The organism is Leeuwenhoekiella sp. NPDC079379 (assembly GCF_044542075.1).
In the GTDB taxonomy this organism is placed as follows: domain Bacteria; phylum Bacteroidota; class Bacteroidia; order Flavobacteriales; family Flavobacteriaceae; genus Leeuwenhoekiella.
The window spans coordinates 135,557-156,501 of the sequence record NZ_JBITTU010000003.1; the positions used below are offsets into that span (position 1 = coordinate 135,557).

General features: G+C 36.7%; 13 protein-coding genes. All 13 read left to right on the plus strand.

The window, feature by feature from the left end; all coding sequences use genetic code 11:
• The first annotated feature begins 107 nt into the window (after positions 1-107).
• The 13 genes from ruvB (at position 108) to ACIGAM_RS06570 (ending at position 20,639) form a co-directional block, all read left to right on the plus strand.
• Positions 108-1,130: a Holliday junction branch migration DNA helicase RuvB gene (ruvB, locus tag ACIGAM_RS06510; RefSeq protein WP_396510659.1), complete on the plus strand. Its 1,023-nt coding sequence runs from the start codon at positions 108-110 to the stop codon at positions 1,128-1,130.
• 12 nt (positions 1,131-1,142) lie between these two features.
• Complete coding sequence (locus ACIGAM_RS06515; protein WP_396510660.1) at positions 1,143-2,471, plus strand: cytochrome P450; 1,329 nt, start codon at positions 1,143-1,145, stop codon at positions 2,469-2,471.
• Entirely contained in the window at positions 2,468-3,397 is a 930-nt protein-coding gene (gene queG, locus ACIGAM_RS06520; protein ID WP_396510661.1) for a tRNA epoxyqueuosine(34) reductase QueG, read from the plus strand. Before ACIGAM_RS06515 ends, queG begins: the two co-directional genes overlap by 4 nt.
• Before the next feature lie 177 nt (positions 3,398-3,574).
• Positions 3,575-4,924 (plus strand): MFS transporter, encoded by a 1,350-nt coding sequence (locus ACIGAM_RS06525; protein WP_396510662.1) that lies wholly within the window; start codon positions 3,575-3,577, stop codon positions 4,922-4,924.
• Positions 4,925-5,236: 312 nt separating this feature from the next.
• The gene (locus ACIGAM_RS06530) at positions 5,237-7,543 is read left to right on the plus strand and encodes an NADP-dependent malic enzyme (RefSeq protein WP_396510663.1); all 2,307 of its coding nucleotides are present in this window, start codon (positions 5,237-5,239) and stop codon (positions 7,541-7,543) included.
• A gap of 71 nt (positions 7,544-7,614) precedes the next feature.
• The gene (gene ruvA, locus ACIGAM_RS06535; RefSeq protein WP_396510664.1) at positions 7,615-8,196 is read left to right on the plus strand and encodes a Holliday junction branch migration protein RuvA; all 582 of its coding nucleotides are present in this window, start codon (positions 7,615-7,617) and stop codon (positions 8,194-8,196) included.
• A gap of 39 nt (positions 8,197-8,235) precedes the next feature.
• Positions 8,236-15,522 carry a cell surface protein SprA gene (sprA, locus tag ACIGAM_RS06540; protein WP_396510665.1) on the plus strand — a complete coding sequence of 2,429 codons (7,287 nt, stop codon included), beginning with the start codon at positions 8,236-8,238 and terminating at the stop codon, positions 15,520-15,522.
• A gap of 13 nt (positions 15,523-15,535) precedes the next feature.
• Positions 15,536-15,916: a glycine cleavage system protein GcvH gene (gene gcvH, locus ACIGAM_RS06545; RefSeq protein ID WP_396510666.1), complete on the plus strand. Its 381-nt coding sequence runs from the start codon at positions 15,536-15,538 to the stop codon at positions 15,914-15,916.
• Complete coding sequence (locus ACIGAM_RS06550; protein WP_396510667.1) at positions 15,909-16,292, plus strand: VanZ family protein; 384 nt, start codon at positions 15,909-15,911, stop codon at positions 16,290-16,292. The genes gcvH and ACIGAM_RS06550 overlap by 8 nt, the downstream gene beginning before the upstream one ends.
• A 55-nt stretch (positions 16,293-16,347) precedes the next feature.
• Positions 16,348-17,076 carry an energy transducer TonB gene (locus ACIGAM_RS06555; protein WP_396510668.1) on the plus strand — a complete coding sequence of 243 codons (729 nt, stop codon included), beginning with the start codon at positions 16,348-16,350 and terminating at the stop codon, positions 17,074-17,076.
• A 110-nt stretch (positions 17,077-17,186) separates the two neighbouring features.
• Complete coding sequence (locus ACIGAM_RS06560; RefSeq protein ID WP_396510669.1) at positions 17,187-17,963, plus strand: energy transducer TonB; 777 nt, start codon at positions 17,187-17,189, stop codon at positions 17,961-17,963.
• A 146-nt stretch (positions 17,964-18,109) separates the two neighbouring features.
• Entirely contained in the window at positions 18,110-20,233 is a 2,124-nt protein-coding gene (locus ACIGAM_RS06565; RefSeq protein WP_396510670.1) for a gliding motility protein RemB, read from the plus strand.
• Between the two features lie 46 nt (positions 20,234-20,279).
• The gene (locus ACIGAM_RS06570) at positions 20,280-20,639 is read left to right on the plus strand and encodes a Dabb family protein (RefSeq protein ID WP_396510671.1); all 360 of its coding nucleotides are present in this window, start codon (positions 20,280-20,282) and stop codon (positions 20,637-20,639) included.
• The last annotated feature ends 306 nt before the right edge of the window (positions 20,640-20,945 follow it).

A 20,945-nucleotide genomic window follows, 5' to 3' on the forward strand; every position in this document is an offset into this window, starting at 1 on the left:
TATATTTAAAAGCCCGCTATATAGCGGGTTTTTTTATTGTTATTGATTAATTTAAGGTTGTACTTTGAATGTATTTTGGCTCAATGTGGAATTAGTATATTTACGTTATGAATGAAAATTTAGATGCCAGTAGTGATGGCTTCAGTAGAGAAGAGCATGACATAGAGCGTGCCTTGAGACCTTTGAGTTTTGATGATTTTACGGGGCAGGAACAAGTTATAGAGAATCTTCAAATATTTGTACAGGCAGCTAATGGGAGAGGAGAGGCATTAGATCATACATTATTTCACGGCCCTCCTGGTTTGGGAAAAACAACTCTGGCTAATATCTTAGCAAATGAGCTCGGTGTTAGTATAAAAGTAACATCTGGTCCTGTACTTGACAAGCCTGGAGATCTTGCCGGTCTTTTGACAAACCTTGAAGAGCGTGATGTTCTTTTCATAGATGAGATACATCGTTTAAGCCCTATTGTTGAAGAATATTTGTACTCAGCAATGGAAGATTATAAGATAGATATTATGATCGAAAGTGGACCAAATGCCCGTACGGTTCAGATTAATCTTAATCCTTTTACGCTTATAGGTGCCACCACACGTTCTGGACTTCTTACAGCTCCAATGCGTGCGCGTTTTGGTATATCATCACGTCTACAATATTACGATACAGAATTGCTTACAACTATTGTACAGCGTAGCGCCGAAATATTACAGGTGCCTATAGGGATGGAAGCGGCTATTGAGATTGCTGGTAGAAGTAGGGGGACGCCACGTATTGCAAATGCCTTATTGCGTAGAGTTCGTGATTTTGCTCAGATTAAGGGGAATGGTAAGATTGATATAGCGATTGCACGTTTTGGATTAAAAGCGCTCAATGTAGATGCTCACGGTCTTGATGAGATGGATAATAAAATACTTGCGACTATAATTGATAAGTTTAAGGGAGGCCCCGTAGGTATAACTACCCTGGCAACAGCTGTATCTGAAAGTGCCGAAACTATTGAGGAAGTGTACGAACCTTTTTTAATTCAACAAGGTTTTATAATGCGTACGCCAAGAGGGAGAGAAGTTACTGAGGCAGCCTATAAACACCTTGACAGAGTAAAAGGACCTGTACAGGGTGGCTTGTTCTAATTGAATGATAGTATGCAAAAGATACCGCAGGTTTCGCGCATTATGTTTATTAAGTCTGCAAGGGCTATTCTAAAAAATCCACTGCCATTTCATAAAGAGAATTTTAAACTTAAAGGAAATACATTTCGTTTAAAATTGGGTATTTCTGAGAGTGTGGTGTTTTCTAAAGATCCTTTATTTGCACAATATGCACTTCAAAAAAATCAAAAAAATTATAAGAAGTCTCCTATCCAAACTAAAGATCTTGCCAAATATCTAGGTCAAGGATTATTAACTTCAAATGGTGCACATTGGGCAAAGCAGCGTAAGCTTATTCAGCCTGCCTTTCATAAAAAGCAATTAGCAACTTTAATTGAAAAAATTGAGCAAGCAGTAATTTCTGAAATTGATAAAATTGAAGTAGACAAGCCTTTCGATATTTTTCCCATTTTTAACGATCTCGCATTTCAGACTGTTGTAAAGGCGCTATTTAGTAGTGCGGTTGATCAGACGTCAATAAATAGACTACAGTATATTACCGAAACTGCTCAGGAAATGATGGTTAGAGAGCTTAGACAACCGTATTTAATATGGTGGTTTAAATTATCGGGACAGTTAAGCAACACACTCAAACTCACTCAGGAAGCACGGCAAATTCTCAGAGATTTAGTCAAAGACCGTCAGAAGAGTAATGAGCGACAGGATGATTTATTAGATATGCTTCTTGATGCGCGATATGATGATGGATCTGCGATGGCAGAAGAGCAGCTTATAGATGAAATTTTAATATTATTTACAGCTGGTCATGAAACTACGTCTAATGCATTAACTTTTACCACAGAATTACTTGCCAGAAATCCTGAAGTTCAAGAAAAGATTTATACTGAAGTAAACGAACTAGATAATGAAAATACCCTCTTACTAAAAATCAAAAATTTACAGTATATAGAGCAGGTCGTAAATGAGTCTATGCGCTTGTATCCTCCTGCATATTTTATAGATCGGGTAAGCATAGAAGCAGATTCTTTTGCAGGTTATGAGATTGCTCCTAATACAAGCGTACTTTTTTCTATTTATGAAATACACAGAGATGCAAATTTCTGGAAAGATCCTGATGTTTTTAATCCTGATCGTTTTAATGATGACACGAGCATAAAATATTCACCGTATTACTACCCTTTTGGAGCAGGACCACGTATGTGTATAGGCAATAACTTTGCTATGTATGAGATGATTTTGGCAGTCGCCGAACTAGTGAAGCGTTTTAAAATTGAGTTTAAGAATACTCCTATTGAAATTAATCCCTTAATAACACTCAAACCAAACAACGCAATACTTCAGTTTACAAAGCGTAAAAATTGATAGATAACAGGTCAAAATATAGCCAACTCATTAAAGCTGAGGCGCAACGTCTTGGCTTTATGTCGTGTGGCATTTCAAAAGCAGAATTTTTAGAACAAGAAGCTCCCAGACTAGAACGTTGGCTAAAAAATAATATGCACGGAGAAATGACCTATATGGAAAATCATTTTGACAAAAGACTTGACCCTACAATTTTGGTCCCCGGCGCAAAAAGTGTGGTCTCATTGCTTTTAAATTATTATCCTGAAGAACAACAGCGTGAAGACTCTTATAAAATTTCTAAATACGCTTATGGTACAGATTATCATTTTGTAATTAAAGATAAACTCAAAGAGCTTTTAAATTATATAAAAGAGAAGATAGGAGAAGTAGATGGGAGGGCATTTGTAGATTCTGCGCCTGTGTTAGATAAAGCATGGGCTGCAAAAAGCGGACTAGGCTGGATAGGTAAACACAGCAATTTGCTCACTAAGCAAGTGGGTTCTTTTTATTTTATTGCAGAATTAATTATAGATCTCGATCTTGAATACGATACTACGGTAACAGATCACTGTGGTTCCTGTACGGCGTGTATAGATGCGTGTCCTACTCAAGCAATAGTAGATGCTCACGTAGTTGACGGCAGTAAATGTATTAGTTATTTTACTATAGAACTCAAAAACGAAATACCATCTTATGCTCAGGATAAAATGGATGAATGGATGTTTGGATGTGATATTTGCCAGGATGTTTGCCCGTGGAATCGGTTTTCTAAACCACATAATCAGCCCCTATTTAATCCTAACCAAGCTATTTTAGACTATTCTAAAAATGAATGGGAAGAACTTACGCAAGAATTGTTTTCTGATATCTTCAAAAAATCTCCGGTAAAACGTACTAAATATGCTGGTTTAATGCGGAATATAAAGTTTATAAAGCCACATTAGGTAACATAGTATCTTAAGGTAATAAATTATAATTTCCTGTTAATATAATAGTGTATTCTTGTATATTGACGACTGTTTTTAGCGATCTTATTTTCGAAAGCGTTTGCGTTTCCTGTATTGCTATTTTAAAACAAGTTTCAATTGCTACATTTAATTATAATCTATTAGTATTCTCTTATGAATAAGATATTGAGTGCGATTAATAAACCTAAACTTTCATTCTGGCAGATTTTCAATATGAATGTTGGTTTCCTAGGTATTCAGTTCAGTTTTGGACTTCAGCAGACTGCCATAAACCCTATATTTCTATTTTTAGGAGCTTCAGAAGATATGTTACCTATCTTAAATATTGCAGGACCCATTACGGGACTTGTGATTCAGCCAATAATTGGTGCGATTTCTGATAAGACCTGGTTGCCAAAATGGGGAGGGAGAAGAAAACCCTTCTTTCTTGTAGGAGCCTTAATAGGAAGTTTGTGTTTATTTGCTTTTCCGTATAGCCCTGCGCTTTGGTTTGCTGTAGGTTTACTCTGGATTCTTGATGTGGGTAATAATATGGCAATGGAGCCTTACCGTGCTTTTGTTGGTGATAAATTACCTGCTAAGCAATTGAGTTTAGGATATCAGATGCAAAGTCTTTTTGTGGGTGCAGGTATAGTACTTGCAAACGCTTCAATCTTCCTATTTCAAGATTGGTTTGGTGGAGGCGATGTAGCTGACGCTGAAGGTTCTATCCCAAAATGGTTGTACTATTCGTTCTTTATAGGGGCTGTACTTTCAGTAGGGACAATTTTGTGGTCTGTTCTAAAAACTCCTGAAATCCCCCCTACAGAAGAGGAACTTGACGAAATTAACCAGCATAGAGCACTACCGTTTTCACAACGTCTAAAAATACCTTTTATTGAGATTGCAAGTACCATTAAGGAGATGCCTCGATTTATGTGGCGGGTTGCAGGAGTTTATTTATTTCAGTGGTATGCATTATTTATTTACTGGCAGTTTACGGTGCCTTTATTTAAAACAACAATGGGCTTTAATACATCACAAGCGGCCGCACAGGCAGCTAAGATGAGTACGACTTATAATATTACCACTATTGTAGTTGCATTAGCATTAGTGCCTTTGACTTTAAAATTTGGAGGACGTAAGGTGTATTCTTTAAGTCTTTTTGGTTCTGCAATTGCATTACTTACGATACCCTATATAACTGATCCTATTTTAGTGTTATTCCCGATGATTTTATTTGGAATAGGATGGGCAGCAATGATGGGTATCCCATATACAATGGTTTCTAAAATTGTTCCTCAGAAAAAAAGAGGTATTTATATGGGTATTTTAAATATGATGATTGTAATCCCGATGGGTATTCAAACAGTCTCTTTTGGTCCTATTTATAAATATCTATTAGGTGGTAATGCCGTAAATGCAATACTTTTTGGAGGTGTATTCTTTATGATCGCAGCAATTCTGGCATTACGACTAAAACCGAAACATGCAGATAAAGTATATGAAGAAACAGCAGAATAGTGTATTACTAAATAATAAAATTATTTTTTGAATCACGGGTTTGTAAAGCAGTAGTTAAACCTACTGTTTTATGCTTTATAGCTGTTTTCTATCAACGGTCAATTTTTTAAATACTAATTTAAATGCCTCCTTACTCTTTTATTAATCCGGTTGATCTACGGTGCAACGTAGGTGACTTTAAAACTTCAATATCTAGGTGCTATTCGCAAAGATGTAGATGTTTTGGCTAAAATTAGCTAAAGGAAAAGAGGTCATTTCTTAGGGTGATTCAATAATAGGTTTACTTTTGTAGTACGAGCAAACCATTAAATTATGAGTAAAGAAAGTAAGCGAAGAGAAGCTTTAGTTTATCACGCAAAACCTACTCCGGGAAAAATTGCGGTAGTACCAACCAAGAAATATTCATCACAACGCGATCTGTCGTTAGCCTATTCTCCTGGTGTTGCAGAGCCCTGCTTGGAGATTCAAAAAGATATTGAAAATGCATATAAATACACCGCAAAAGGAAATTTAGTAGCGGTAATTTCTAACGGAACCGCAGTTTTGGGTCTAGGAGATATAGGGCCTGAGGCATCTAAGCCGGTTATGGAAGGTAAAGGATTACTCTTTAAAATATTTGCCGGCATTGATGTTTTTGACATTGAAGTAGGTACAAAAGATGTAGAAGAATTTATTGCAACGGTTAAAAATATCGCTCCAACATTTGGAGGGATTAATCTTGAAGATATTAAAGCTCCTGAAGCATTTGAGATTGAGCGCCGTTTAAAAGCAGAGTTAGATATACCGGTTATGCATGATGACCAGCATGGTACAGCTATTATATCTGCCGCTGCTTTGCTAAATGCGGTAGAGCTTACCGGAAAGAAACTAGAAGATGTGCGCATCGTAATTAGCGGTGCAGGGGCAGCAGCTGTTTCATGTACTCGTTTATACAAAGCATTTGGGGCATCACCTAAGAATATTGTTATGTTAGATAGCAAGGGTGTTATACGTAGTGACCGGGATACCTTATCAGAAGAAAAGGCAGAATTTGCTTCAGATCGTAAAATAGACACCTTAGATGAGGCGATGGTTGATGCAGATGTTTTTATAGGCCTTTCTATAGCCGACATTGTTACGCCAGATATGCTTTTGTCTATGGCACCTAACCCTATTGTATTTGCAATGGCAAACCCTAATCCTGAGATAGATTATGAGTTGGCAACAAGTACGCGCAAAGATATTATAATGGCAACTGGTCGCTCAGACCATCCTAATCAGGTAAATAATGTTCTTGGTTTTCCGTTTATTTTCAGAGGTGCATTAGATGTTCGTGCTACTAAGATTAACGAAGAGATGAAGATGGCAGCAGTGCAAGCACTTGCTGAGTTAGCAAAGGAGTCAGTTCCTGAGCAGGTAAATATCGCCTACGGGGAAACCCGTTTAAACTTTGGTACAGATTATATTATCCCAAAACCTTTTGATCCGCGATTAATTACTAAAGTTCCTCCTGCAGTGGCTAAGGCTGCTATGGAAAGTGGTGTGGCTCGTGAGCCTATCACAGATTGGCAAAAATATGAAGATGAATTATTAGATCGAATGGGGTCTGATAATAAGATAGTGCGTCTTATACTTAACCGTGCAAAAACAGATCCTAAGCGTGTGGTTTTTGCTGAAGCAGATCAACTCGATGTGATGAAAGCTGCTCAAATAATTTATGATGAGGGTATAGGCACTCCCGTATTGCTAGGAAATAGAGAGACCATTATTGAGCTTATGGAAGAGCTTGATTTTGAAGCAGACATTGAGATTATAGATCCTAAAACTCCAGAAGAAAAAGTAAACTTAAATAAATATGCTAATTTATATTGGCAGGGTCGCAAACGTAAAGGTGTAACCCTTTTTGATGCTCAAAAACTATTAAGACAGCGTAACTATTATGCAGCGATGATGGTTAATGAAGGTGATGCAGATGCAATGATTACTGGTTATAGTAGTAGCTATCCTTCTGCAGTTAAGCCGGTTTTAGAAGTGATAGGAGCAGCAGCCAACGTTCAGAAAGTTGCTGCGGCAAACCTTATGAACACGAGCAGAGGTCCTTTGTTTTTAGCAGATACTTCTATAAATATTGAGCCTACTGCAAAAGAACTAGCTAAAATCGCTTTGATGACCGCGCGTACGGTAAGGTTATTTGGTATGGAGCCGGTTATTGCAATGATCTCGTACTCTAACTTTGGTTCTTCAAAAAATCCACAGGCAGATAAAGTTAGAGAAGCGGTGGCTTATTTGCATAAATATTATCCAGATTTAGCTGTTGATGGTGAGGTGCAGGCAGATTTTGCGTTGAATGCAGAGTTGCTAAAAAGTAAATTTCCATTTTCTAAATTAGCAGGTAGAAAAGTTAATACATTGGTTTTCTCAAACATAGACTCTGCAAATATCATGTACAAAATGATTAAAGAACTTAATAATGCAGATAACATAGGGCCTATAATGATGGGAATGAACAAGCCTGTTCACGTACTTCAGTTAGGAGCTAGTGTAGACGAGATTGTTAATATGGCAGCGGTTGCAGTTATAGATGCTCAACAAAAGGGTAAAAAATTACAAGAGGAACTTTTAGGCGATTCTAAAGTCTAATACCTCATCTAACAGGCTTCAATTGTGCTAATTAATTTTAGTACATTTGAAGCCTTAACTTTTTTAGCTGGATGATTACTTTTTTGAAAGGCAAGTTGGTCGAAAAAAACCATACCGATGTCGTTATAGATTGTCAGGGTGTTGGGTATTTTGTAAATATTTCACTACATACCTTTTCACTTTTGCCAGAAGGAGAGAGTATTATGCTCTACACATATCTTCATATAAAAGAAGATGCTCATACACTCTATGGTTTTTCTCAAAAATCAGAAAGGGAGATATTTAAATTATTAATCTCAGTGAGCGGCGTGGGTACAAGTATTGCGCGTACGATGTTGTCATCATTAGATCCTACGCAGGTAAAGCAAGCAATTGCAACGGGAGATGTAAGAACAATACAGGGTGTAAAAGGAATAGGAGCTAAAACAGCTCAGCGTGTAATTCTTGATTTAAAAGATAAAATTCTCAAAGTTTACGATGTTGATGAAATTTCAGCGGGAACAGGCAATACCAATAAGGATGAAGCGTTATCAGCTTTAGAGACTCTTGGCTTTGTACGTAAACAAGCTGAAAAAGTTTGCGATGTAATCGTACGTGAAAATCCTGATGCTACTGTTGAAACTATTATAAAATTGGCCCTTAAAAAACTCTAATAGACTTTGGTTACAAAACTACGCTGGTTTTCTTTAAAAATGCTATTAGTTTCAGGCACTTTTTTGTGCTCGATGTCTTTGTTTGCCCAGGAAGAAGAAGTTAAAGATTCTACAAAAACAGGTTTTTCTCTTGGTAAGCTTAGCCTTAAGAATCCTAATTCTATAATTTCAAAATACACCTACGACCCGCTTACAGATAAATATATTTATACAGAGAGTGTAGGCGAATACAACATTAATTATCCGCGTATTTTGACTCCAAAAGAGTTTAAAGATCTCGTTCAGAAAGAACAAATGCGCAACTATTTTCAGCAGAAAATTGCCGCTGTAGATGGTAAAACTGAAGAAGGTATAGAGGATCAAAAAAGTTTACTTCCTAATTTTTATGTAAACTCAGGTTTGTTTGAATCTATTTTTGGAGGAAACAGTATCGAGTTTATACCTACCGGTAGTGTTGAGATGGACATTGGTGGGCTGTTTACAAAGCAGGATAATCCAAGTTTTTCGCCTAGAAACCGAACAAATTTTAGTTTTGATTTTGATCAGCGTATCAGTTTAAGCCTGCTAGGGAAAGTAGGAACGCGGCTTCAGGTAAATGCAGTTTATGATACCGAAGCAAGTTTCAGTTTTCAAAATCAGATAAAGTTAGAGTACACGCCTAACGAAGACGATATTATACAAAAGATTGAAGTAGGTAATGTAAGTATGCCCCTTAATAGTGCATTAATACAAGGTTCTCAGAGCCTTTTTGGGGTTAAAACGCAGCTTCAATTTGGAAAAACAACAATTACCGGAGTTTTTTCAGAACAACAAAGTCAAACCCAACAGGTGTTGGCACAGGGCGATGGCACCATACAGAATTTTGAAATACAAGCTTTAGAATATGATGAAAACAGGCATTATTTCTTAGCTCAATACTTTAGAGATAACTATAATAGAGCACTGGCTAACTACCCGTTTATAAATTCTAATGTTCAAATTACACGGGTTGAAGTTTGGGTTACAAACCGTACACAGCGTTTTGAAAATACCCGTAATATTGTTGCGATACAAGATATAGGAGAATCTACTCCCACACAGATAGGATTGCCCAATATACCTACGGGTTTTATTAATCTGCCGGCAGGGAGTTTTCCTAGAAACTCAAGTAACGATTTTAACCCTTTTGGTCTTTCTGGCAATGGGCAGACTGTTTTAACGCCTGCGATTAGAGATGCTTCAACTGTAGGTCAGGGTTTTGGCGGGGTTCAGGTTTCAGATGGTTCTGACTATGCATCTTTAGAAAATGCACGCCAACTTACACCATCAGAATATACATTAAATACGCAGCTGGGCTATATATCGCTTAATCAACGTTTGAGTAATGATGAGGTTTTAGCAATTGCTTTTCAATATACAGTAAACGGGCAGGTATATCAAGTTGGAGAATTTGCTAATGATGGTGTTGACGCTACAAGTGGTGCATATCCTGATACAGACGGCGATGGTATTCCAGATCTTGTTGATGTAGATGTAGATGGAGATGGGGTTAATGAGAACGGGCAGGATGTTGACGGAGATCAAATTGCCGATGGAGCTGACGCCAATGTTAATGGGCAAATACGTGGTGCAGATATAAATAATGATGGGATTTTAGATAGTTTAATTACCCCGGGGCAGGGAGGAACATCTCAAGCCTTGATCGTAAAACTGCTTAAAAGTAATATTACAGATGTTAATGAGCCCATTTGGGATTTGATGATGAAAAACATCTACGGCCTTGGAGTGGGGCAGTTGCAACCAGATGGCTTTAGAATGAATATTGTTTACACATCACCATCACCTATAAATTATATTACTGCAGCAGATGGTGGTCCTGCGCTTCCTGAAGATGTGCAAAATACACCTTTACTTAATGTATTTAATTTAGATAATCTAACCAACTTTGGTGATCCTCAAAATGGGGGTGACGGTTTTTTTGATTTTGTAAATGGTTTAACTGTTAATCAAAGTAATGGTAGCATCATTTTTACCTCGGTAGAGCCTTTTGGAGAATATTTATTTAATAAGCTGCGCAACGCCGGCACAGAGAATTATGATAACGCAGATAGTTATAATGCTAACCAGCGTAAATACGTGTATAACTCGCTTTATAATTCTACTAAAACAATAGCACAGGATAACGCAGATAAAAACCTTTTTCAATTACAGGGTACTTTTAAATCAACTCAGGAAGAAGGTATTCCAATAGGAGGTTTCAATGTTCCGCAGGGTTCTGTGACAGTAACAGCCGGCGGTAGAGTTTTACAGGAAGGTTTAGACTACTCAGTAGATTATCAACGCGGCAGAGTAATAATTCTTGATCAGGCGCTTAAAGGTTCAGGAATTCCTATACAGGTCTCTACAGAAAATAACACATTATTTGGGCAGCAGACTAAACGCTTCACGGGCCTTAATGTAGAGCATCAGTTTAACGAGAACTTTATGGTGGGTGGTACGTTAATCAATCTTAATGAGCGCCCACTTACTCAGAAAGCGACCTATAGCTTTGAGCCTATAAATAATACCATTTTAGGTTTTAACGCTAATTTTTCGACTGAAGTTCCTTTTCTAACACGTCTAGTTAATAAACTTCCTAATATAGATACAGATGTTCCTTCTAATGTTTCTTTTAGAGGAGAAGTAGCTTATTTAATGCCTGGTCAGCCTAAAGCTACAGAATTTGGAGGGCAGGCTGCCTCCTATATAGATGATTTTGAGGGAGCACAAACCTCACTAGATATTAGCTCTCCGTTACAATGGAGTCTGGCATCGGCACCGGTTGATTTTGGGGGTGAGTTTGCTAATGGTGATTTAAGAACCGGTTATCGCAGAGCAAAATTTGCGTGGTACAGTATAGATCCTATTTTTTATACAAACCAGCGCCCAGATGGTATTACAGATGCAGATGTTTCTACTTATGCAACGCGTAGAGTTTTTAGAGATGAGATTTTTCCTGAACAAGACATTGTAGCGGGTACAACACAAGCGCTGTTTACGTTAGATATGGCTTATTATCCAGAAGAGCGCGGGCCTTATAACTATAGTCTGGATGCACAAGATGGAATTCTTGAAAACCCCGAACAAAATTTTGGAGGCATAATGAGACAGTTTGCTTCAACAGACTTTGAACAGGCAAACGTAGAGTTTATTGAATTCTGGCTAATGGATCCGTTTATTTATGCTGAAAACGCAACAAATACCGGAGGAAGACTTACGTTAAATCTCGGAAATATTTCAGAAGATATATTAAAAGATGGGCGTAAGCAGTATGAGAACGGATTGCCTCAGGATGGTGGTGTGACTAATACAACACCTACCGTATGGGGGAAAGTACCTACTAATCAAGCTTTGATTTATGCTTTTGATACTGAAGGTGCTCAGCGTACAAATCAAGATGTAGGTTATGACGGTTTGAATGATGATCAGGAAGCTTCAAATTTTCCAGCCTTTGCTGGTTTAGAAGATCCTGCCGGAGATAATTATCAATATTTTGTTGCTGCTCAGGGTTCGGTTTTAGATCGCTATAAACAGTATAACGGTCAGGAAGGAAACTCACCTGTAGATGTTACTCAAACTAATAGAGGTTCTACAACCATACCCGATACCGAAGATATCAACCGTGATTTTACAATGAACACGGTTGATAGTTATTATGAGTATCAACTAGATATTACACGTGCTACTCTTAATGTTGAGAACGAGTTTATAGTAGATCAACGTGATATTGAGGTGACCCTGCAAAATGGGAATACGTTACCGGTAACATGGTATCAGTTTAAGGTGCCTATAAGTGCTTCAACTAATAAGCAGGGAGGAATAAATGACTTCAGATCTATTCGTTTTATGCGAATGTTTATGAGTGGTTGGCAGCAGCCCACAGTTTTACGTTTAGGTTCGCTAGATTTAGTACGTGGTGATTACCGCAGGTATTTATACACATTAGATCCTGATGAGTCAGACCCTGCAACAGAAAATACTCGGTTTGAGGTGACTTCAGTAAATATTGAAGAAAATAACGACCGTAATCCTATTCCATATGTATTGCCACCGGGAGTTTTTAGAGAAGAGCTTATAAATAATAATAACAACATTCGCCAGAATGAGCAATCGTTATCTCTTGAAGTCTGTGATTTAGAAACTCAGGATAGCCGTGCGGTATATAAGAATTTTAGATTAGATATGCGTCAGTATGAAAATCTGGAAATGTTTATACACTTAGAGTCTTTATTAAATGAAACTGCGGTTCAGGACAATGAAGTAGTTGCCATAGTGCGTATGGGAACAGATTTGACTCAAAATTTCTACCAGATTGAGTTGCCGTTGAGCGTTACAGCTTTTGGTACAACCAGCCCTGAATTAATTTGGCCTGAAGCTAACCGTTTAAAGCTATCATTAGATGTTTTACAACGCGTTAAAGCCCTGTTTTTTGGGGGTGAATTTAATACGCTTGTTGATGAAATCACCTATTTTGATGATGAGGCAAATCTTATTGCTGATCCTGCAGGAACGCCTTATGAAACCGGAAGAGTTAGAGTAGGTATAAAAGGTAATCCTAGTTTTGGAGATGTGAGACTTTTAATGCTAGGTGTTAAAAACGGAAATGACGAAGGCCAAAATACGGTATGTGCAGAAGCCTGGTTTAATGAATTGCGTTTGTCAGGATTACAAAATCAAGGCGGTTGGGCTGGTGTAGTGAATCTAGATGCTAACCTTGCAGATTTTGCTACCGTGTCTGGTACCGCGAGACAATCTACAGTAGGTTTTGGTAATATAGATGCAGGTCCTAATCAACGTAGCCGTGAAGATGTGAAGTCATATGATGTGGTTACTAATGTTAACCTGGGTCAGCTACTTCCTAAAAATTGGGGCATTAAACTTCCTTTTAATTATGCGAGCGGAGGTGAAACAATTACACCGCAATATGATCCGCTATTTACAGATATTAAATTAGATCAACGCATTGCTTCTGCCGCTAGTGAAGCAGAACGCGACCGAATTAAAGAAATCGCCATTGAGCGTACAAAGCGACAAAGCATAAATTTTATAGGCGTTAGAAAAGAGCGTACGGGAGATAAAAAACCAATGCCTTGGGATATAGAGAATTTTACATTAGCCTACAGTCACAATCAGGAAGACCATAAAGATTTTGAGATTGAAGAGGCTGTTAGTAAAAATGTAAGAGCAGGAGCAACCTATGGTTTTGCTTTTAAGCCAAAAGCATACGAGCCATTTAAGAAGAACGATTCTTTATTTGTAAGTAAGTATTGGAAACTTCTTAAAGATTTTAATATTAACTATTTACCGGCGAGTGTAAATGTTACTTCAAATATTACACGCCAATACAGCCAGCAGCGTTTTAGAGATCTTTTAGCTACGGAAGGCTCGCTTCCTATTCCAGAATATTTACAGCGTAATTACCAGTTTGACCGAAATTTTGCAATTAATTATCCTATTACAAAATCCTTTAGAGTAAATCTGGAGCAGTATCAAAATCGAATTGTTCGTAATTATTTGAATCCGGACAACACGTTAGATCCTAATGCAGGTGGGGTGTATACAAGCTTTTTTGATGTGGGAACACCAGACAGGCACAATCAGACTATGCAGATTAATTATGACTTGCCATTAGATAAGCTTCCGTATTTAGACTTTGTGAAGTCTACGTATTCTTATAGTACAGATTTTCAATGGACAAGAGGTTCATACCAGCTTCAGTCATTAGAAGGAATACCAGATTTAGGAAATTCGGTTCAAAATGCAAATACGCATTCATTGCAGACTTCATTAGATATGAAATCATTGTATGACGCTCTGGGGTTAGTTAAAAAGCAAACAGGCGCAACTACTCGATCTGCAAGAAGTCAGGCTGTGCCTACTTTAGGAAATCCCAAGGCTGCTCCTGGTAAGCCTGAAGATGACGGATTAAGTGCTGGTGATAAAGCTAAAAACTCGCTTGTTAATTTGGCTACAGGTATAAAGCGTATTCAAGTTAATTATGAGCAAAACAATGGTACGTTCTTACCGGGTTATCTTCCTGGAGTCGGTTTTTTAGGAACCGTAAGACCATCTACAGGATTTGTATTTGGTAGTCAGGCAGAGATACGCGACTATGCAGCCAGACAAGGTTGGTTAACACTTTATCAGGAATATAATGAGCAATATAGTGAAGTTGAAAGTCGAAAGTTAGATATACAGGCACAAACTAGTTTTTTAGAAGATCTTACTATAGATGTGAATATGAATCGTATCTATCAAGAAACTTATAATGAAAATTATAGAGTAGACCCAACAAGTCTTGATTACACAAGTCTTACCGGGAATACGCTGGGTAACTATAGTATTTCTACTTTAATGATAGGAACTGCATTCAACTCAAGTTCACTAGAATCATCAGCTAACTTTAACCAGTTTAGAACTAATAGATTAGTGATTGCAGAGCGACTTGCTGAAGAGTTCTATGGTAATGATCAATATCCCAGAGATGCAAGCGGTTACCCGGTAGGTTTTAGTAGAACTAGCCAAGCAGTATTGTTACCTGCGTTTTTATCTGCATACACCCCGGGAACTGCAGAGAATGTTTCCTTGGGTGCATTTAGAAGCTTTCCATTACCAAACTGGAATCTAAAATATACCGGTTTGATGAAGATAGACTGGTTTAAAAAACGATTTAAGCGATTTTCAGTGAATCACGGTTATCAGGCAGGTTATACTATAAATCAGTTTAGAACAAACTTAAACTACGACAGAGGATTAAACAATGATGCTTCAGACGCACAGGTGAACCAGGCAGGAGATTTTCTAAACCCGGTCTTATATTCCAATATCAACCTTACTGAATTGTTTTCGCCACTTATACGGCTTGATTTTGAGATGAAAAATTCAGTAAAAATCCTAGCAGAATTGCGCAAAGACCGCACGCTATCATTAAGTTTTGATAATAATTTACTTACAGAAATTCACGGAAACGAATATATAATAGGTTTAGGATATCGCTTAAAAGATATTAGATTTGCCACACGAGTGGGAGGTAAGCGTACAATTTTAAAAAGTGATTTAAATTTTAAGGCAGATTTATCACTTAGACAAAATGAGACCGTAGTGCGCTATTTAGATGTAGAAAATAGTCAGATTACCGCAGGACAGGACATTTATGGTCTTACCTTTACAGCAGATTATGCATTGAGTAAAAATCTAACTGCGATTTTTTATTACGATCACTCATTTGCGACTTATGCAATATCAACTGCATATCCGCAAACAACAATACGTTCAGGTTTAACATTGAGATATAATTTCGGAAATTAATTAAATATAAGTTATGAGTTTACCATCAGATTTAAAATATACAAAAGATCACGAGTGGGTACGCATCGAAGGTGATATTGCAACCGTAGGCATTACAGATTTTGCTCAGGGAGAGCTGGGTGATGTCGTTTATGTTGAAGTAGAGACCGAAGGGGAGACACTTGATCGCGAAGAAGTTTTTGGTACTGTAGAAGCTGTTAAAACAGTTTCAGATTTATTCTTGCCATTAACCGGTGAGATTGTTGAATTTAATACTGCATTAGAATCTGAGCCTGAAGCAGTAAATGAAGATCCTTACGGAAAAGGGTGGATGATAAAAATAAAATTTACAGATTCTAGTGAGTTAGATTCTCTCTTAGAAGCAGGTGCTTATCAAGAATTAATAGGTGCGTAAATTTCTTAAACCTGTTGCATATATTTACACGCTATTTATAGCAGTAATTTGTTTAATGCCTATGCCGCATGTTTCTAATACACCAAAAGATAGTGACAAACTCATTCATCTTTTGGGGTATTTTATTTTTACGATTATTTGGTTTTTATACTTCTTTTTAGGAGCAAAAACTAAAAATTTTAAGCAATCATTAATTAAATGCGTGGGTTTATCCCTTGTTTATGGTATGCTTATTGAGATAGTTCAGGGAGTAGCAACAGTCTCGAGATCAGCAGATTTTAAAGATTTAATAGCGAATTCAATTGGTATTTTAACAGGAGTGATTCTGATATTTGCAATGAAATCGCAGTTTTTACAATTAAAATCAAAATTTTAATTTCGAGTTGAAGCTATTTTTATTTAAATTAGCAATCCTTAATAACTAAAGATTCATGGAACCTAAGAAAAATCCCAAAGCAGATCTAAGTAAAAGAAGTGTACTCTTCTTTCAGTTAGGTCTTATTTTGATACTCGGGCTGAGTTATGTGGCCATTGAGTGGAAATCGTATGAGAAAGAGGCCATAGACATCGGTCAATTAAACATGGACGATGTTCTAGAAGAAGATGTGCCGATTACTGAATTGAACACACCTCCACCTCCACCACCACCTCCGCCACCACCACCAGCACCGGAAATTATCGAGGTTGTTGAGGATGATAAGGAAATTGAAGAGACTGTAATCGAATCTACTGAAACAAATCAGGAAGAGAAGATTGTAAAAGTTGAAGAGGTTTCTTTTGCAGAAGAAGAAGTAATCGAAGATGTACCATTTGCTGTTATCGAGAACGTGCCAGTTTACCCTGGTTGCGAAGATGAGAAAGGTAACGATGCAAAGAAAAAATGTATGTCTGAAAAGATTAGCCAGTTTGTAAACAGAAAATTCAATACTGAACTTGGTAGTGAATTAGGATTGTCTGGTGTTAATCGTATTTATGTACGTTTTAAAATTGATCAAAAAGGAAATATAGTTGATATAGGTTCTCGAGGTCCTCACCCAAGATTAGAATCTGAGGCAGAGCGTGTAATTAAATTATTGCCGCAAATGACTCCAGGTAAACAACGAGGTAAGGCTGTAGGGGTACTTTATTCACTCCCTATAGTGTTCCAGGTTCAGGATTAATCTGAATCTTATAGAATCAAAAATCCCGTCCGCGTAAGCGAGACGGGATTTTTTTTGTGGCAAGCTTATTGTTAAAGTTTTAAGATATAGTAATCTTTAAAACTTTTATCATGAAAGAATCACAAAAACGCGAAGTTTACACTCGGCAAAGTGGAAATCACGCAACAAGCAAGCACGATGTAAATCTACGAAAAAACAGTGTTGTCTATTTTCAGATTGGGCTTATCGTTACCTTAATTCTGGCTATTTTAGTTCTTGAAATTAGGTCACCTGCTGTAAGCTACTCAAAAGAACCTCTTAAGGAGCTAGCTACAGTTTCAATAGAAGACTGGAATGAGTCTTTTATAAAAGAATCTCAGCAGAAGCCTTTGCCGAAATTACCTGAAGTATCTAAACTTTTACCGCCAGAAGTAGTTGATGATAATACCACAGAAGTGCTTTTGATAGCTGATCTTAAAACTGTAGATCCCTCAAAGGAGTCTATAAACCCTAATGATTTACGACCAGAGATTGAAAATGAAATAGAAACATTTAATGTGATGGGGGTAGAAGTGGTTCCCATTTATCCCGGTTGTGAAGGGCTTGATTCTAATGCAGCGCGTAAAGCTTGTCTGCAGGAAAAATTAAATTCTTTTATAGGCAAGAACTTTGACACTTCATTGGGAGAGCAATATGGCCTTACCGGAATGAATAAAGTAGATGTACAATTTACTATTGACGAATTTGGTAATATTGTAAATCTGCAAACTCGCGCCCCGCATGAAGCTCTAGAAGTCGAAGCTAAACGCGTTATGAAAAAATTACCCAAAATGAAACCGGGAACACAACAGGGAAAAAAGGTACGGGTTATTTATTATCAACCCATAAAATTTAAAGTGCAGAATTAATTGAGAAAAATACTTATTTATTTGAAAGCCTGTGCTAAAATGTGCAGGCTTTTTTTGTTTATGAATTATTGCGTTTTGCAGATTACGTATTATCTTAAAGATTTCTAAAAAATACTATCTTTCGCTATCCTAAATTTTTTCAACCTATGCTATCTAAATTTTTAGCATTTTGCTTTTTATTTTTCAGTATTAATTTTTCTTATTCACAGTTAGTTAAAGGAGACTTTGAGAAATACCCTGTTTTTAAGGAATGTGATTCATTTTCGGTAGTAGACTTAAAGAGCTGTTTTAATGAAACGTTAATCGCTAAAGTAAGTTCAGAATTTAATATGCCCGAACGTGTTTTAGATGAAAATTATGCTGGAGAACTTATAGTACTCTTTGAAGTGACAAAAGAAGGTAAGTTTGAACTTTTGAATGTAACGGCTGTTTATACAGAGTTAAAGGAAGAACTTGAGCGTGTTTTTCTAACGTTGCCAGAGGTTAAACCTGCAACTTATAATGGCAGGCCTACCTATATGCAGTTTAGTATGCCTATACCTATTCCATTTAGTAAAAATCAGAATGCAAAACCATTTGATAAAGCTTCTTTAATTAAATCAAGACCGGTTAGGCAACTTTCTTTTGAAGATCAAGGCACCTCAGAATACGATACTATCAAAACATATTCTTTTGAAAACCGAGAGTATGATTCACAGCTTTATATTCCCTTTTCTCATCAAACCTATAGCAGGTTTGATCAAGAGATGAATCGTGTGGGTACAAATAGCCATACGGCAAGTAAGCCATTTACATATGCTAGTGTAAATACGTATTATGATTTTAAGGAAAAGCAAGAAAATTTATATAAAGAAAAAAGTTCATGGTTCGGTAGGAAATTATGGAATGAACATATGGTGACCCTTCAGGGGGAAGGTTACTGGTTTACTTTAGATCCTGCAGCAGATTTGCAATTAGGTTTTGAAACTGCAGATTCAGAGAATCAAAGCTATACGTATAATAATACACGCGCTTTAGTTTTTCAGGGAGGTTTGGGAAGTAAACTCAACTTTTATACGGTGTTTTATGAGAGTCAAGGTAGCTTTGCTGGCTATTATAATCGCTTTGCAAGATCGTTAAGGCCAGATGGGGGTAATCCCGCGATTGTTCCTGGTAGAGGTGTAGCTGCAGACTTTGGGACAGATGATTTTGATTATCCGGTAGCAGAAGCTTATTTGTCTTATTCGCCAAATAAGTATTTTAATTTTCAATTTGGTCACGGTAAAAATTTTATAGGTGATGGTTACCGTTCGCTTTTACAGAGTGATAATGCGAGTCCATATCCATTTTTTAAGCTAAATACTACATTTTGGAAATTTAAATATTCAAACACCTGGATGTCTTTACGTGATGTGCGACCAGAAGTTGTTGCTGATGGATCATTTAAGACCAAATTTATGGCAAATCACTATTTAAGTTTTAATGCTACAAAACGTTTGAATATTGGGTTATTTGAAAACGTAATTTGGACCAATGATAACGACAGGGGTTTTGATCTTAACTATTTAAATCCGGTTATTTTTTATAGGGCAATTGAGTTTTCAACTGGTTCTAGAGGGGGAAATGCTTTAATAGGATTGAGTGCAAAATATAAATTTAGTGATAACTTTAACGCTTATGCGCAGGTTGTTATTGATGAATTTTCAACATCAGCGGTTTTTAATAACACAAAAAGTTTTAAGAATAAACAAGGTGTTCAGATAGGCTTTAAATATTATGATGCTTTTAAAATAGATAATCTTCAGCTTCAGTTTGAGTTTAATCAGGTGCGTCCTTATGTATATTCAAATAATGAAATTGTGCTCAATTATGGGCATAACAATCAATCTATGGCGCACTTATGGGGTGCAAACTTTAGAGAACTTATAGGTATCGCACGCTATGAGAATGATAGATGGTATGGTACTGCAAAACTCATTTACGGCGAGCGAGGCTTTGAAGTGGGTGATATTAATGCCACCTATTATGGTGGTAGTATTTATGGTAATGATGAGAATGTTCCTAGTGAGTTGGGTATTGAGATAGGTCAGGGTAATAAAGCACAAACGCTTCTTGCAAATGTTGAGTTAGGTTATTTAATTAACCCATCTACAAATTTAAAAATTTACACAAATGTTCTGTTTAGAGATCACAAAATAGATCAGACTGACCCTGTAAATTTTACAGAAAAAACACTTTGGGTTAATTTTGGAATTCGAACAGATTTATTTAATTGGTACTTTGATTATTAGAAATATGAAAGCACATTTTATTTTAGGATTAACATTACTATTACTTATGTCAAATTCATGTAAAGAAGAAGTTTTAAAAGGGGCGGAGTTTGATTCTAACTTTGCTCACGTGGTTTATTTCTGGCTTAAAAACCCTGAAAATGTAGAAGATCGAAAAGCATTTGAAATATCATTAAAAAAATTCTTAGCTACAAGTGAATACGCAAAGACAAAATTTATAGGAGTTCCTGCTAAAACTCCCCGTGATGTGGTTGATAACAGCTGGACCTATTCAATAATTCTAACGTTTCCGTCTAAAGAGGTTCAAAATAACTACCAGAATGAACCCGTGCATCTCAAGTTTATTGAAGAATCTTCTAGTCTTTGGGAGCGTGTACAGGTTTATGATTCTGTAGAATTGGAGTAGTTCAATTTTAGTCGTCAAAGTGTCATAAAAGGTGTTGCGAATACGTAATCCTGTAATTGAAGTGTCATTAATGAAAATAATTTTGACTTAATTAATGGTTCTTTTATTCCCTGTGAGAATTGGGCAATTGCATCTGCTATCATAAAAAATATCCGTGATCTGAAGAAATACTGATATTTCTACCAACTCCAATTAACATATAAACTGAACTCAAAAGCAGATTTAGCTTAAGTTCTACTTTAGAATAATCATTCTGTGTTTTTAAGTTGCTGATAGTTAGTGGTAGAACGATTTGTGCTAATAGAT

Bases quoted from the DNA above. Each gene is read 5' to 3' on its own strand.
- ruvB (WP_396510659.1), top strand. From the start codon at position 108: ATGAATGAAAATTTAGATGCCAGTAGTGATGGCTTCAGTAGAGAAGAG.
- ACIGAM_RS06515 (WP_396510660.1), top strand. From the start codon at position 1,143: ATGCAAAAGATACCGCAGGTTTCGCGCATTATGTTTATTAAGTCTGCA.
- ACIGAM_RS06525 (WP_396510662.1), top strand. From the start codon at position 3,575: ATGAATAAGATATTGAGTGCGATTAATAAACCTAAACTTTCATTCTGG.
- ACIGAM_RS06530 (WP_396510663.1), top strand. From the start codon at position 5,237: ATGAGTAAAGAAAGTAAGCGAAGAGAAGCTTTAGTTTATCACGCAAAA.
- ruvA (WP_396510664.1), top strand. From the start codon at position 7,615: ATGATTACTTTTTTGAAAGGCAAGTTGGTCGAAAAAAACCATACCGAT.
- sprA (WP_396510665.1), top strand. From the start codon at position 8,236: ATGCTATTAGTTTCAGGCACTTTTTTGTGCTCGATGTCTTTGTTTGCC.
- gcvH (WP_396510666.1), top strand. From the start codon at position 15,536: ATGAGTTTACCATCAGATTTAAAATATACAAAAGATCACGAGTGGGTA.
- ACIGAM_RS06555 (WP_396510668.1), top strand. From the start codon at position 16,348: ATGGAACCTAAGAAAAATCCCAAAGCAGATCTAAGTAAAAGAAGTGTA.
- ACIGAM_RS06560 (WP_396510669.1), top strand. From the start codon at position 17,187: ATGAAAGAATCACAAAAACGCGAAGTTTACACTCGGCAAAGTGGAAAT.
- ACIGAM_RS06565 (WP_396510670.1), top strand. From the start codon at position 18,110: ATGCTATCTAAATTTTTAGCATTTTGCTTTTTATTTTTCAGTATTAAT.
- ACIGAM_RS06570 (WP_396510671.1), top strand. From the start codon at position 20,280: ATGTCAAATTCATGTAAAGAAGAAGTTTTAAAAGGGGCGGAGTTTGAT.